We start from the raw sequence: 15002 nt of genomic DNA on the forward strand, positions 1-15002 counted from the left end.
AACACGAGGTTGATAGGCTCGGGGTGGAAGCGCGGCAACGCGTGGAGCTGACGAGTACTAATCGGTCGAGGGCTTATCCTAATGACAACGGATGGCCAAGATGTTTCAAACTTTCACCAAACGCTTTGTTTCGCATCCAGTTTTCAAGGCGCAAGCCTACATAGGATTATAAAAGCAGCGACTGCATGTCGCTGCTTTTTTGACATATCAGGGCATGTTCGTAGGTCCTGGCGTAATAGCCGCTATCGTGTGACCGTGAATACGGCCGCTCAGCGACGGAGCGAATCCCGCTCTCTCCGCCAACCAATAGAACCTGCGATAGTACAGCTATTTCATAGAACCGGTAGGGTATGGAATCAATAAATGCAAATGCGCAGGTGATATCTAGCCGCGTGACTCCATTGAAGGTTTTGCAGGACTAATACCTGCACTTTTGCAGTATGAAGGATTAAACGAGCGATTACGGGTAGGATGAACTGCAGAATAGCAGGTGTGCAGCGACTCCAGTGGAGGACAGAGTGTGCGAGCCCCCAATGCAGCGACTCCAGTGGAAGACAGAGTGTGCGAGTCCCCAATGCAGCGACTCCAGTGGAGGACAGAGTGTGCGAGCCCCCAATGCAGCGACGGAAGTAAGAAGGGCCGTCCATCCTGCCGCGCTCTGACGCACGCCGCCTTTGGTGCCCAAAGCGCACGCCAAGGGAGCCGCCGGAAAAGATTCGGCAACGGTACCTTAGCGATTGAGGCGGGCACGACCGACCGATCCGAGTAGGATCGGTTTTTTGCATGCGCGCGGAAGATTCATCTGAGTAATATCCCCTGTCCTGGGTAATCTTAAGAACAACGATTATGCGTGTCGAGGGGTCTTATTGCTATGTCTTACCGATCTGAGCGTCTCGGAATATTCCCCATCTATTGCATCGCGATGCTAGGGATCGGGCTGATGAATCACGTGATGGTACTGCCCATGCTGCTACAAGTGGCGAAGCGAAGCGCCTGGATCAGCGTATTGTTATCCGTGGTTCCATATTTGATATGGATCGCCGCCATGCATTTCATTATGAAGCGCTTGAAGCAACAAGCGCTTATGCCGTGGTTACGCAATCGATTCGGCCCGCTCTCGAGCAGGCTCATGAGAATCGCCTTCCTGATCTACCTGTTCTTCATTTCGGGGATGACGTTGAAAGATACGGTGACTTGGACGCACGGCACGTACTTGCCTCGGACGCCGGAGTTCGTGCTCAGTCTGACTTTAATGCTACTTTGCTTCTCGGCGTCGCGGCTCGGCATTCGCGCGATCGCGTACGTAGCCGGGATTCTGCTGCCCTTCGTCGTCCTATTCGGGGATTTCGTCATGAGCGCGAATCTTCCGCGCAAAAACTACAAGTTGTTAACCCCCATGCTGGAAGACGGCCTCATGCCGGTGCTTGGCGGAGCTTTGTATGTAGGAGGGGGACTGGCCGAACTAGTCATCCTATTACTCATACAGCATCAGTTAAAAAAAGAAGTTCGATACTGGTCATTGGCCGCGCTTGGAATTTTCTTGATCGTGTTGATCCTGGGACCGGTGACAGGCGCGATCGGGGAATTCGGCCCTGTCATAGCGGCAAGCTTGCGGTATCCCGCATTCGAAGAGTGGCGTCTTGTCAAGCTTGGCAGGTATATTCAGCACATTGATTTCCTTTCCATCTATCAGTGGTTATCCGGAGCGTTCGTTCGCATCTCCGTAGCGGTCTTCCTCATGACGGAGATGATCACGGATGGGAAGCGCTCTAACGATAAACGAAGCGTCATCGCGCTAATATGCATATGCGTCATCCTGGTCGCGTTGATGTCGTTGCCTTTCAGCGATATGGAATATCTGAGTCTCCTGAAGATGTATTTGCCGTTATCGCTCTGTTTTGCCATTGGCGTGATCGTTATTTTGATGCTGCTAGTCTTTATCCCCGAGCGATCGAAGGTGAAGCCGAATGATTGAAAAGAACAACGATCTGACTCCGGATATCGTCCGCGAAATGTTCCAAGGGATCGAAGAATTCAAGATGAAGCGTTACGAGCTTGGAGATGGCGAATCCCCGACAAGCGTATATTTGCTGTATTGCGAAGGCATGATCCAATCGCAACAGATCAACGAGACGGTTATTCCCAAGTTGGACGGTCTACTCGCCGACAAGGAGGACGTAGACAATCTGGAACTTAAAATGAACATCAGCCGACTGCACAAAGACGAGCTCGTTCTCGAAGTGTTCTCCGGGCGATTGGTCATGTATTTCGATCTTCAAGGCGTCCTCTACGGATTGGATCTCGCAAGCATCCCGCAACGGCAGCCCCAAGAATCCAACACGGAGACGGCCGTTAAAGGGTCGAGAGATGCTTTCGTCGAGGAGTTGCTCCCCAACATATCTTTGATCCGCAAACGGCTGCGTACGAACTCCTTGCGCTGCGAACGATTTATGATCGGCAAGCGAAGCCATACTGCCGTTGCCCTGCTCTATATTCAAGATATCGCGAATCCCGACACGATCGAGGAGGCCAAGAATCGGCTAAACAGCATCGACATTGATTCATTAATGGGCAGCAGCCCGCTGGAAGAGTTGATCGCGGACAGTCCGAATTCCTTGTTTCCGTTAGTCGGCTATACGACCCGTCCCGACTTTGCCGTGGACTCGCTCATTCGCGGCCGATTCGTGGTCATCGCCGACGGAGCGCCGACGGCCGTCATCGCGCCCGCGAATTTATTCTACATGCTGCGTTCAGCGGAAGATGCATATTTCTCCTATTTACCGTCAAGCTTTAGTCTTATTTTCCGTTACGTTGGTTTGTTGATATCCTTGTTTCTTCCCGGGTTTTACATCGCCATCACGTCCTTTAATGTGGAGCAACTTCCCTATCCTTTATTGGCTACGATCGGGATGTCCCGCATCGGACTCCCGTTTCCGGGTCCGCTGGAAGCCTTCTTGATGGTTGGCATGTTCGAGGTGTTCCGGGAAGCAGGAGAGCGGTTGCCCAAAGCGGTAGGCTCGACGGTTTCGGTCGTCGGGGGGATCGTAGTGGGAGAAGCCGCGATTCGGGCGGGCCTGGCATCGTCCACCTTAATCGTCGTTGCGGCCATTACGGGGGTTGCAAGCTTCACGCTGGTCAATCAGACGCTTGTCCTCTCGGTCAGCATTACCCGAATCGTCATCATGATCTTTGCTTCCTTCCTCGGAATGTACGGATTCATGATTGCGGCAATGGGGCTGCTGTTATATCTCGCGTCGCTCAGTTCGTTCGGCTTGCCTTACCTTGCGCCGCTGACGCCGGTAACTTGGAGGGACTTGGCGCTCGTATTCAGCAGAGTGCCTTGGGTGAAGAAGAACTTTAGACCGCAAATGCTGAATACGGTCGACGATACGCGTCAGAAGAGGCGATCCTAATGCGCCGGTTCGGAATGTCCATCCTATCGATCTGCCTGCTGCCTTTCCTGTTAACGGGGTGTTGGGATCTTAAGGATCTCCAGGAGATTAACTATCTCACGGCGATCGGGTTCGACCTCGAGGGCGGAGATTTCATGGTTTACGGACAAATGCTCGATTTCACCACCGTAGCCAAGACCGAAGGAAGCAAGCCGGGCGCGACGCCGGTCTGGGTAGGTAAGGGCAGAGGAAAGACGCTCGTTCAAGCGATCGACGACTTATACCGGACGTCTCAACTCCGAATATTTTACGGCCATATCAATGCCATCGTCATCAGTGCGAAGGTGTTGAAAGATAGTTTCCTGATGGAGCAAATCGAGCAATTTTTCAGCCGGTTTTACGAACTGCGCTTTACGCCTTGGATATTCGGCACCTCGGAGTCGATCGACGAGGTGTTCAGCGCGACGTCCATATTCGATCTATCTCCGGAAATATCCATTCTGCATCAGCCTATGGAATCCTATAAGCAAAGATCGATCTTCACTCCGCTGAGCGTTCGTACTTATGCTTTAGAGACGAACGAGCCGAACCGGTCGGTCATGCTCCCTTCGATCTCCTTCTCCAAAAGAAAATGGACCAAATCAAACAAGCCTGAGAAACTGTTGGCCATTAATGGCGCGTACGCCATGGAAGGAGAAAAATTTCAAGGATGGTTTCCCAGTGAAAGTATGCTTGGGTTGACCTGGGTGGATCCTAATTCTTATCGGGGGCCTCTCGTCCTGTACGACGGGAAGGAACTTCTGGCTGGAATAACGGTGGAGAAGCCGAAAGTGACGATTCGTCCTCGGGTTCGCGGCGACAAGGCGGAGTACGCCATCAAGGTCGCGATGACCGGCACGATTAACATTCTGATGGTCCAGTTGCCGGAGGCGGAGCTCGAGCGCGAAGCGGCGAACGTCATTCGGGATCAAATAAGGGAGCTCTACAACGAAGGGTTAAAACATGACACGGATATCCTTAATCTTACGACTTCGTTATACCGAAAAAAAAACCGGGAGTGGAAGAAACTTCGGAGCAGCGGCGGGCTTAAGCTGACATCCGAGTCGTTGGCGGCGATCGACGTATCGGTGAAGCTCAGGCGCTCGGGCAATATGAAGATGCAGCTTCGAATAAAGTAAAATTCAACTCGCTCGCGGGATTCGCCCTTGTTGCAAATGTTCAGAAAATGCGTATAATATGAATATAGTCAAAGAAAGTCAAAGTCAGAACACTCCGGAAGGAGATGAGCGATGCGTAACATTTCTGATCTAATCGAACATTACTTAAAACAAATTTTGCAGGACAGCTCGGAAGGTTCCGTCGAAATCCAAAGGAGCGAGTTAGCTGACAAATTTTCATGCGTCCCCTCCCAGATCAACTACGTAATCGGCACGCGGTTTACGCTGGAGAAGGGATACTACGTAGAGAGCAAACGCGGAGGCGGCGGATACATTCGCATTCAGCGAGTCGATCTTCCATCGCTCGAGGCCGTCCAGCGGCATGTGAGCCATACGGTCGGGTCGGAGATCGACCAAACCGCTGCGGAAGGTCTCATCTACCAGCTCGAAGAGGCCGAATTTCTGTCGGAACGCGAGGCGCGGCTCATTCGGGCGGCGATAAGCCGCGAGAACCTGACGATCGGCTTGCCGCTAAGGGATCAAATTCGCGCCAAGCTTCTCAAGGCGATGCTGATCACGCTGCTAGCCAAGTAGCGGCGTTGTTCGCTAACGGTATTTACTAAGGAGGCGATGCCATGCAATGCCAAGAGTGCGGCAAGCGTCCGGCTACGCTGCATTTTACGAAAATCGTGAACGGAGAAAAGACGGAGCTCCATATTTGCGAATCGTGCGCGCGGGAGAAAGGCGAGCTGATTCCGGGTACGCAGAGCGGGTTCTCGATCCACAACTTGATTTCAGGCTTGCTCGACTTCGAAACCTCGGGTGCGGGCGCGATGGCGAAGCAACAAGCCGCGATCAAATGCGAGATATGCGGAATGACCTACGCGCAATTCAGCAAGATCGGACGATTCGGCTGCAGCCATTGCTATAAGCAGTTCGCGGAACGGCTGGACCCTCTGTTGAAGAGAGTGCACGGCAACACCGTCCACGTCGGCAAAGTGCCGAAGCGCGCGGGCGGGCGCCTGAGGACGAAACGGGAGATCGATCGTCTGAAGAAGGAAATGCAAGGCCGCATCGAGCGAGAGGATTTCGAGTCGGCAGCCCAGTTGCGCGATCGCATTCGCGAGCTTGAGAAAGATATGAGCGGTTGAAAGGCAGGTAAGACGCGATGGCCATTCGAAAATATGTGAAGCACGCGCTCAGCGAGTGGATGGATGCGGCAGGGGCAACGGACTCCGATGTCGTGATCAGCAGCCGCGTGCGAATCGCCCGCAACTTGCGGGGAATGCCTTTTCCGATGATGGCGACGCCGGCGCATTCTTCGGCAGTAGCGGACCAGTTGCTCGGAGTCGCGGAGAGCGGCAGGCTGAACGGACTCGGCAAGCTGGAGCAGATTCGGCTGACCGAGCTGACCGAGCTCGAGAAGCTCGTCATGGTCGAGAAGCATTTGATCAGCCCGAATTTGGCGAATGAATCGCGGGGGGGCGCATTAATATTAAGCAGTAAAGAAGACATCAGCATCATGATTAACGAGGAGGACCATCTTCGCATCCAATGTCTTAGCCCGGGATTCCAAATAAGGGAGACATGGGATCGGGCCACGAAAATCGACGATATTTTCGAGGAGCAGGTGGATTACGCCTTCGATGAAAAGCACGGCTACTTAACGAGCTGTCCGACCAACGTAGGCACGGGCATTCGCGTATCCGTCATGATGCACCTGCCCGCGCTAGTCATGACGGGGCAGATCAATCGCATTCTGACCGCCGTCACCCAAGTCGGCTTGGCCGTGAGAGGGCTGTACGGAGAAGGCAGCGAAGCGACGGGCAACCTGTTCCAGGTGTCCAATCAGATTACGCTTGGTCAATCCGAGCAGGAGATTATCGAGAATTTGTACCAGGTCGCCAAGCAGATGATCGAACACGAGAGAGCCGCCAGAGGCAAGCTGTTCGCGGACAATCGCCCACGGGTCGAGGACCGCATCCGCCGGTCGTACGGCGTGCTGTCGCAGGCGATCATCATGGATTCGAAGGAAGCGGCTCAGCGGCTGTCCGACTTAAGGCTTGGCGTTCATCTCGGCTTGATGCCAGAGCTGAACGACCGCACGCTGAACGAATTGCTCGTGGCGACGCAGCCGGGCTTCCTTCAGATCACGTACGGGGAAGCGATGAACCCGGACGACCGGGATCGGTCGAGAGCCCAATTTATCCGCTCCAGACTGGCAACTCATTCATAAATGCTTTATTCTAACTTTAATAGGGAGGTGTTGTCTCATGATGTTCGGAAGATTCACTGAACGCGCACAGAAAGTATTGGCACTCGCTCAGGAAGAAGCTGTGCGGCTGGGACACAACAATATCGGCACGGAGCACATTCTGCTCGGGCTGATCCGCGAAGGAGAGAGCATCGCCGCTAAGGCGTTGATCGCATTGGGTCTGGGACTGGAGAAAATCCAGGACGAAGTGGAATCGCTCATCGGCCGCGGTCAAGAACAACCTACCAACATCGCATATACGCCGCGCGCCAAGAAGGTTATCGAGCTTTCGATGGACGAGGCGCGCAAATTAGGCCACACGTACGTCGGCACGGAGCATATCCTTCTCGGCTTGATCCGCGAAGGAGAAGGCGTTGCCGCTCGCGTGTTGAACAACTTGGGCATTAGCTTGAACAAGGCTCGCCAGCAAGTGCTTCAATTGCTCGGCAGCAACGAAAGCGTACAATCCAATCACGGTCCGTCTTCGAACGTCAGCACGCCGACGCTCGACGGTCTTGCCCGCGACTTGACCGCAAGCGCGCGCGACGGCCATATCGATCCGGTGATCGGCCGTCAGAAGGAAATCGAGCGGGTCATTCAAGTGCTGTCCCGCCGCACGAAGAACAACCCGGTTCTGATCGGCGAACCGGGCGTCGGTAAGACCGCCATCGCCGAAGGCTTGGCGCAACGCATCATCAACAACGAAATTCCGGAGACGCTTCGCGATAAGCGCGTCATGACGCTCGATATGGGCTCCGTCGTTGCCGGTACGAAGTACCGCGGGGAGTTCGAGGATCGGCTCAAGAAGATCATGGACGAAATTCGCCAAGCCGGCAACGTCATCCTGTTCATCGACGAGCTTCATACGCTCATCGGCGCGGGCGGCGCGGAAGGCGCGATCGACGCCTCCAACATCCTTAAGCCGGCTCTTGCCCGCGGCGAGCTTCAATGCATCGGCGCGACGACGCTGGACGAATACCGCAAGTACATCGAGAAAGACGCCGCGCTCGAGCGCCGGTTCCAGCCGATCACGGTCGACCAGCCGACGCCCGAAGAGGCGATTCAGATTCTTACCGGCTTGCGCGACCGTTACGAAGCGCATCACCGCGTGAAAATTACCGACGATGCGATCGTAGCGGCGGTGAAGCTGTCCGACCGTTATATCACCGACAGATTCCTGCCGGACAAAGCGATCGACCTAATCGACGAGGCAGGCTCCAAGGTTAGACTGAACTCTTATACGGTACCGCCTAACCTGAAGCAATTGGAGTCCCGTCTCGAGGATATTCGCAAGGAGAAAGACGCCGCAGTCCAAAGCCAGGAGTTCGAGAAAGCGGCAGCCCTGCGCGATACCGAACAGAAAATCCGCGAAGAGCTCGACATGACGAAGAACCAATGGAAAGAGAAGCAAGGACGCACCGATTCCGAGGTTACACCGGAGGATATCGCTCAAGTCGTCGCTAGCTGGACCGGCATTCCGGTCAGCAAGCTGGCAGAGGAAGAAACCGAGCGCCTGCTGAATATGGAGAGCATCCTGCACGATCGCGTCATCGGCCAAGAAGAAGCGGTCAGGTCCGTGTCCCGCGCCATCCGCCGCGCTCGCGCCGGACTCAAAGATCCGAAGCGTCCGATGGGCTCGTTCATCTTCCTTGGCCCCACGGGCGTCGGTAAAACCGAGCTTGCCCGGGCTATCGCGGAAGCGATGTTCGGCGACGAGAACGCCGTCATCCGCATCGACATGTCGGAGTATATGGAGAAGCACTCCACGTCCCGTCTCGTCGGTGCGCCTCCGGGATACGTCGGTTACGAAGAAGGCGGCCAATTGACGGAGAAAGTCCGCCGCAAGCCATACTCGGTCGTCCTGCTCGACGAAATCGAGAAAGCTCACCCTGAAGTGTTCAACGTGCTGCTGCAAGTGCTCGAGGACGGCCGACTGACCGATTCCAAAGGCCGCTCCGTAGACTTCCGCAACACGTTGATCATCATGACGTCCAACGTCGGCGCGGAGCAGATCAAGAGAAATTCGACGCTTGGTTTTACCGCCGCCCAGGATGCAGGCAGAGACTATCAGAATATGAAGGACAAAGTGCTCGCCGAGCTGAAGAAGTCGTTCCGTCCGGAGTTCTTGAACCGGATCGACGAATCGATCGTCTTCCATCCGCTGGGCGAGGAGCATATCGCTCAGATCGTGTCGCTGATGGCCGACGACCTCCGCAAGCGCCTCATCGAGCAAGACGTTCGCTTCGATCTTACCGAGGCCGCCAAGAACTTCCTTGCCAAAGAAGGCTTCGACCCGCAATACGGCGCCAGACCGCTTCGCCGCGCGATCCAGAAGCATATCGAGGACCGGTTGTCCGAAGATCTGCTCATGGGCAAAATCCACAAAGGCGATACGCTCGTCATCGACGAGGAAGAAGGCGGGTTAGTCGTCAAGCAGCAAGACGAAGTCGTCTCGCCAAGCTAAACCGCATGAAAGATTAAGTCGTTAAATAATCGCATAATCAAATGATTATATAGAACCTTCGGGCGCGCCTAGCCATAAGCTAGCATAAGCGCTGCGCGGTTCGAACAGCTCCCCGTGCCGCCGTTCATTCGGCGAATCGCCCGGGGAGTTTTTTATGTTGCGGGCCCCAAGCAGGAGGGATAGGCATGTTTGGAGGAAAAGGCGGCCGCGGCGGGTGGAATCGAATCATTCGCGATCTGGCCGGAGGAATAATTGCCGTAATATTGCTCATCGTATTCCTGAAGCTATTCATGGTGCTCGTATGGATGTCCGGCGGGTTTATCGTACTGCTGTTTCTGCTGTGGCTGGCATGGAAATGGTTCCGCTAAGGTTTCTCTCTCGGCCTGGACATGGTAAACTCTAACTTATAGAGGGAAGGGGTAACACCAGTCCATGGCCAAAGTCAAAGTGAAGTTCGCCTGCACCGAGTGCGGGACGGAATCGCCCAAATGGTTAGGCAAGTGTCCGGGCTGCGGCGCCTGGAACACGATGATCGAAGAGACGGAAACCGTCGTCAAGGCACCTGTCGGACGGGGCGAGCTTCTTCGCACGAAAGAAAAAGCACGCCCGATCATACATATAGAAAGTGGTCGCGAACCGCGCGTTCCGACCGGCTTGTCCGAGCTGAACCGCGTGCTTGGGGGAGGACTCGTACCGGGCTCGTTGCTTCTCGTCGGCGGCGATCCGGGCATCGGGAAATCGACGCTGCTGCTGCAAACCTCGCATGCCCTGTCCGCCCAAGGTTTGAAAGTGCTGTACGTCTCGGGAGAGGAATCGGTCAAACAGACGAAGCTGCGCGCGGATCGGCTAGGCGCGCTTAACGATAGGTTATATGTGCTTTGCGAGACGAATCTTGAAACGATCGAAGAGTCGATTATGGAGATCGAGCCCGATTTCCTCGTCATCGACTCCATCCAGACCGTGTATCGACCGGAGATCGCCTCCGCGCCCGGCAGCGTCGCGCAGGTGCGGGAGTGTACGGCCCACTGCATGCGAATCGCCAAGGTGAAGGGCGTCGCGACCGTGCTCGTCGGCCACGTGACCAAAGAAGGGGCGATCGCCGGTCCGCGCCTTCTCGAGCATATGGTCGACTGCGTGCTTTATTTCGAAGGCGAGCGGCATCATTCTTATCGGATATTGCGAGCGGTGAAAAACCGTTTCGGTTCCACGAACGAGATCGGAATCTTCGATATGACGGAGGACGGGCTGCGGGAAGTGACGAATCCGTCCGAGCTGTTCTTGTCCGAGAGGCCGCTCGGCGTATCCGGCTCGACCGTCGTCGCCAGCATGGAAGGGACGAGGCCGGTGCTCGTGGAGCTGCAGGCGCTCGTCGCCCCGACGCATTTTCCGTCTCCGCGGCGAATGTCGTCCGGCTTGGATCATCACCGGATGTCGCTCGTCATCGCGGTATTAGAGAAGCGGATGGGCATGTTCCTTCAGAATCAAGACGCTTATCTGAACGTAGCCGGCGGCGTCAAGCTGGATGAGCCCGCGACCGATTTGGCCGCGGCGGTCAGCTTGGCTTCGAGCTTCAAAGATGCTCCGACGCGTCCTTATGACGTCGTATTCGGGGAAGTCGGGTTGACAGGCGAGGTGCGTGCGGTTTCAAGGGCGGAGCAGCGAGTGAAGGAAGCGCATAAGCTTGGTTTCAAGCGGGTTATCCTGCCTGAAGCCAGCATGAAGGGGTGGCAGCCGCCGGCAGGCATCGAGCTGCGGGGAGTCAAGTCGGTCGCCGAAGCGCTTAAAGCAGCGTTGGAATAGGGGGAATCGTTCACATCATGAAAGAAACGAAAGATAAAGAACCTAAAGATAAAGAACAACTGCAGCAGGAAACGATGAACCAGCTGCTTCAGATGGTCGCTCCGGGCACCCCTTTCAGGGCCGGTTTGGAGAACGTACTGCGTGCCAAGACAGGCGCGCTTATTGTCGTGGGTAATAGTCCCGAACTGATGGAGCTGGTTGACGGAGGCTTCTCCATCAACTGCGAATTCAGTCCCAATTATTTATACGAGCTGGCCAAGATGGACGGCGCGATTATTCTCAGCGAGGATGCCAAACGAATTTTGTACGCGAATACGCAGCTTATTCCGAGCCCCTCCATCACGTCAACGGAGACGGGCATTCGCCACCGTACAGCAGAGCGAGTCGCGAAGCAGACGGGTAAGCTCGTCGTATCGATCTCGCAGCGACGGAACGTGATTACGTTATACCAGGGACAGCTCCGCTATGCGTTGAAGGATATGAGCGTCATCCTGACGAAGGCGAACCAGGCCATTCAGACGCTGGAGAAGTACCGGGCGGTTCTGACGCAAGCGCTTACGAACTTGTCGGCTTTAGAATACGAAGAATTGGTTACGATGCACGAGGTCGCGCACGTGTTCCAACGCGCGGAGATGGTACTACGCATTAAGAATGAAATCAACCGATACGTGCTGGAGCTCGGCAACGAGGGCCGTCTGATCAGCATGCAGAAAGACGAGCTTGTCGGCACTGCAGAGGAAGAAGCCTGGCTGTTGCTCAAAGATTACGCGAAGGAAGACAGCGACGAGAAAATCAAGGAGATTCAGGCTGCCGTTCGCAAGCTGTCCTCGGAGGAGTTGCTCGATTCGGCTCTGCTCATCCGTCTACTCGGATATCCGTCCTTGAGCACGGTTACCGAAGAAGGGCTCATGCCGCGAGGGTACCGCATGCTTAGCAAGATTCCAAGATTGCCTAGCGTGATCATCCATAATCTCGTCGATCGTTTCAACGCGCTGCCGCATATCGTGATGGCTACGATCGAGGAGCTGGACGAAGTCGACGGGATCGGCGAAGTCAGGGCGCGTACCATTAAGGACGGCTTGAAGCGTATTCAAGAGCAGGTGTTTATTGACAGACAGATATAACGGGAATACAATTGAGGTTGGTCTTCATCAGGCAATATTAACTACTTTCGCGTCCTTGCGAGACGCTTAACCTTCGAACCGATAGGGCATAGTAAAGTCGAGGTGGCAAACATGATCACTAAATCCATACCGAATATGTTCACGATTGGGAATCTATTCCTAGGCGTGATCGCGATAATAATGGCGTTCAACGACGAGCCGAATACGGCGGCATTGCTCGTAATCATCGCCATGCTTCTGGATGGACTGGATGGTCGCGTCGCACGCGCGCTTAACGCGCAAAGCGAATTCGGCAAAGAATTGGATTCGTTATCCGATGTCATCTCCTTTGGCGTCGCACCCGCATTCATTATGTATCAGGCAGCTTTCCAAGACGTTAATCCAGCGATGGCATGGATCGTTACGGCAATCTTCCCGATATGCGGAGCCCTGAGGCTTGCGCGCTTCAACGTGATCGCAGGCATCCCCGGTTACTTCATCGGCTTGCCGATTCCGGCCGCGGGCGGCGTGCTCGCTACGCTTGCCTTGTTTAACTCGGAGCTGCATTTCTCGATGCTGCTGATTAGCACGCTTGCTTTATCGTTCTTAATGATTAGCAATATGAAATATCCGAACTTCAAGAAGCTCGGCTTGCCGAAAGCGGCGATGTGGTCGATCCCGATCGTCGTAGCGGGCGCGGCCGCGCTTGCCTATACGTTCCAAGAAGCGATTCCGAAGATGATTCTCGCGTTGCTTCTCTTGTACGCGCTCTGGGGCCTAAAAAAAAACGTTGATCGACTGCTCCCAAGAAAACTCAGAAGCAAGAGCAGGCTTACGCACGAAGAGGAAGAAACGCGCAAACATAGCGCATAGCGCCCAAGATGCCGAAAGCATCGGACAACCCGACTAGGGACTCCGGTGCTTTTTTACTTTCCGATCTCTATGAAGCTGACGAACCGATAGCATCACCGCAGATTACTCGCGCGACGTTCACGATGGCCGACATCGCCGGAGAAGTCAAAAGCATTCTGGACTGGGCTTCATCTAACGAATAAACAACAACGCCTCCGACCCTTCGGACATCGAAGGAGCGGAGGCGTTATTCGTTATGGCTGCATGCGTTAAGTTAAATTAAACCATCCCAGCGTGGAGCACTTCTCGGCTTCCTTATTGACGACTTCTTGCAGATTAATATCCAGCGCGTTGCATAGTGCGGTCATATAGAACAAGTTCTTGCCCATCTCGCCCCGGATCGCGTCGCGGCAATGCTCGCAGAGATGGCCCTCCATGTGAGACTTGGATTGCCGGTTCGCTTGATCCAGCTCCATGTCGGCGGAAAAGCCTTGGTGTCTAGCAGTTAATTCGATGCAGCCGCACTCGGTTATGGATTTGGCTACGGCCCGATTCACGGATGCATTGGATTGGCTGTACTTGGTTACGACATCGAGCAAGCTGCGATGACGGAGCAACAGTTCCGACACCTGACTCTGAAATTGCTGGAGCGTAGGTGCGCTCATCCGTTCCCACCTCGGTTACCTTTAGTTTACTTTTCCACCTTTCATTATAGAGCAAGGAGCTACGAAATTCAAAAGAAGTTAGCGAATTGGGCCAACCTGGAATACAAGGGGCGGGGACGATTAGTTTTACGAAAAATGGAACATACTAGTAACGGAATTTCGATTTTTTAGAAGTTAGGGAGTGATTTATTAATGATGATGAGAAGAGTCATCCAGATCGTCGGCGTGCTGATCGGGGCTTTGCTCGGTCAACAAATGTCGGCGTGGCGGACGACGGGCGGCGCGCAGTGGATGGACCCGCTGATCGGCATGAATTCAGGCTCGGGGAGCGTGTTCGCGACGGCTGTCGGCGCGTTCGTAGGCTTGATGCTTGCCACCTCGATCGCTGCTCCGCTGGCCCGCGCGATTCAGAAAGGCATCGATAGGCTTTCGGTATTTCCGATGGCGGATCTGCTGTCGGGTTCGGTAGGGCTTACGTTCGGGCTTGCGCTATCGTCTTTCCTGTATCCGTTCATTACCGATATTCCGCAAATCGGAGGCGTGCTGGCGGCCGGCGTTGCATTGACGCTAGGCTATGCGGGCATACGGCTAGGCATCCATAAGCGCGAGGAGATCGGAGACTGGATCAGCACGCGGAAAGCGCCGGAGCCGGTCAAAGAGGAAAGCCCTCGCTACGAGGAACACAAAATTCTCGATACGAGCGTTATTATCGACGGCCGAATCGCCGATATATGCAAGACCGGATTCATCGAAGGGACGCTCGTCATTCCCGAGTTCGTGCTCGAGGAGCTGCAGCATATCGCGGATTCTTCCGACTTGCTCAAGCGTAATCGCGGCCGCAGAGGTCTCGATATTCTGAACAAAATCCAAAAAGAACTCGACGTTCGGGTGCTGATCTACGAGGACGCGTCGGAGGAACCGGGCGAAGTGGACAGCAAGCTCGTCAAGCTGGCGAAAGCGATGAAAGGCAAAGTCGTCACGAACGATTTCAACCTGAACAAGGTATGCGAGCTGCAAGGAGTGTCGGTGCTTAACATCAACGATCTCGCCAACGCGGTCAAACCTGTCGTGCTGCCCGGCGAGGAGATCGTCGTGCAAGTGATCAAGGACGGCAAGGAGCACGGGCAAGGCGTCGCTTACTTGGACGACGGCACGATGATCGTCGTCGAGGGCGGACGGGAATTCATCGGGACGACGATGGAAGTGCTCGTGACGAGCGTATTGCAGACGTCGGCGGGGCGCATGATCTTCGCGAAGCCGAAGCTATTGGAAAAAGCGCTCTGACAAGGTATGATATTAAGAATACGGGCGGGAC

At 54.7% G+C, this 15002-nt stretch carries 13 protein-coding genes; 12 read left to right on the forward strand and 1 reads right to left on the reverse strand.

What is annotated here, in order from left to right:
* The first annotated feature begins 871 nt into the window (after nucleotides 1–871).
* The 11 genes from COHPA_RS0116720 (at nucleotide 872) to pssA (ending at nucleotide 13043) form a co-directional block, all read left to right on the forward strand.
* Nucleotides 872–1975: a GerAB/ArcD/ProY family transporter gene (locus COHPA_RS0116720; protein ID WP_027087310.1), complete on the forward strand. Its 1104-nt coding sequence runs from the start codon at nucleotides 872–874 to the stop codon at nucleotides 1973–1975.
* Nucleotides 1968–3413, forward strand: coding sequence for a spore germination protein (locus tag COHPA_RS0116725; RefSeq protein WP_027087311.1), 1446 nt, complete (start codon nucleotides 1968–1970; stop codon nucleotides 3411–3413). The genes COHPA_RS0116720 and COHPA_RS0116725 overlap by 8 nt, the downstream gene beginning before the upstream one ends.
* Nucleotides 3413–4570 (forward strand): Ger(x)C family spore germination protein, encoded by a 1158-nt coding sequence (locus COHPA_RS0116730; protein WP_027087312.1) that lies wholly within the window; start codon nucleotides 3413–3415, stop codon nucleotides 4568–4570. The genes COHPA_RS0116725 and COHPA_RS0116730 overlap by 1 nt, the downstream gene beginning before the upstream one ends.
* 111 nt (nucleotides 4571–4681) lie before the next feature.
* On the forward strand, nucleotides 4682–5143 hold the full coding sequence (locus tag COHPA_RS0116735; RefSeq protein ID WP_027087313.1) for a CtsR family transcriptional regulator: 462 nt from the start codon (nucleotides 4682–4684) through the stop codon (nucleotides 5141–5143).
* Nucleotides 5144–5184: 41 nt separating this feature from the next.
* On the forward strand, nucleotides 5185–5700 hold the full coding sequence (gene mcsA, locus COHPA_RS0116740) for a protein-arginine kinase activator protein McsA (RefSeq protein WP_027087314.1): 516 nt from the start codon (nucleotides 5185–5187) through the stop codon (nucleotides 5698–5700).
* A gap of 17 nt (nucleotides 5701–5717) precedes the next feature.
* Complete coding sequence (locus COHPA_RS0116745) at nucleotides 5718–6785, forward strand: protein arginine kinase (RefSeq protein WP_027087315.1); 1068 nt, start codon at nucleotides 5718–5720, stop codon at nucleotides 6783–6785.
* A gap of 37 nt (nucleotides 6786–6822) precedes the next feature.
* A complete protein-coding gene (gene clpC / locus COHPA_RS0116750; protein ID WP_027087316.1) occupies nucleotides 6823–9267 on the forward strand; it encodes an ATP-dependent protease ATP-binding subunit ClpC in 2445 nt (814 codons plus the stop codon).
* 185 nt (nucleotides 9268–9452) lie between these two features.
* Nucleotides 9453–9635, forward strand: coding sequence for a hypothetical protein (locus COHPA_RS0116755; RefSeq protein WP_027087317.1), 183 nt, complete (start codon nucleotides 9453–9455; stop codon nucleotides 9633–9635).
* Between the two features lie 64 nt (nucleotides 9636–9699).
* Nucleotides 9700–11067, forward strand: a complete 1368-nt coding sequence (gene radA / locus COHPA_RS0116760) for a DNA repair protein RadA (RefSeq protein WP_027087318.1) — start codon at nucleotides 9700–9702, stop codon at nucleotides 11065–11067.
* Nucleotides 11068–11084: 17 nt separating this feature from the next.
* Complete coding sequence (gene disA / locus COHPA_RS0116765; protein ID WP_027087319.1) at nucleotides 11085–12191, forward strand: DNA integrity scanning diadenylate cyclase DisA; 1107 nt, start codon at nucleotides 11085–11087, stop codon at nucleotides 12189–12191.
* A 111-nt stretch (nucleotides 12192–12302) separates the two neighbouring features.
* The gene (gene pssA, locus COHPA_RS0116770; RefSeq protein WP_027087320.1) at nucleotides 12303–13043 is read left to right on the forward strand and encodes a CDP-diacylglycerol--serine O-phosphatidyltransferase; all 741 of its coding nucleotides are present in this window, start codon (nucleotides 12303–12305) and stop codon (nucleotides 13041–13043) included.
* A 248-nt stretch (nucleotides 13044–13291) separates the two neighbouring features.
* On the opposite strand, the gene COHPA_RS0116780 is transcribed toward pssA, so the two are convergent.
* Nucleotides 13292–13687 (reverse strand): nucleoside triphosphate pyrophosphohydrolase family protein, encoded by a 396-nt coding sequence (locus COHPA_RS0116780; RefSeq protein ID WP_027087321.1) that lies wholly within the window; start codon nucleotides 13685–13687, stop codon nucleotides 13292–13294.
* Nucleotides 13688–13879: 192 nt separating this feature from the next.
* Here COHPA_RS0116780 and COHPA_RS0116785 point away from each other — a divergent pair, with 192 nt between their 5' ends.
* Entirely contained in the window at nucleotides 13880–14971 is a 1092-nt protein-coding gene (locus tag COHPA_RS0116785) for a PIN/TRAM domain-containing protein (RefSeq protein ID WP_027087322.1), read from the forward strand.
* Nucleotides 14972–15002 lie beyond the last annotated feature (31 nt).

Origin of the sequence: Cohnella panacarvi Gsoil 349, from assembly GCF_000515335.1 — a bacterium.
Taxonomy (GTDB): domain Bacteria; phylum Bacillota; class Bacilli; order Paenibacillales; family Paenibacillaceae; genus Cohnella; species Cohnella panacarvi.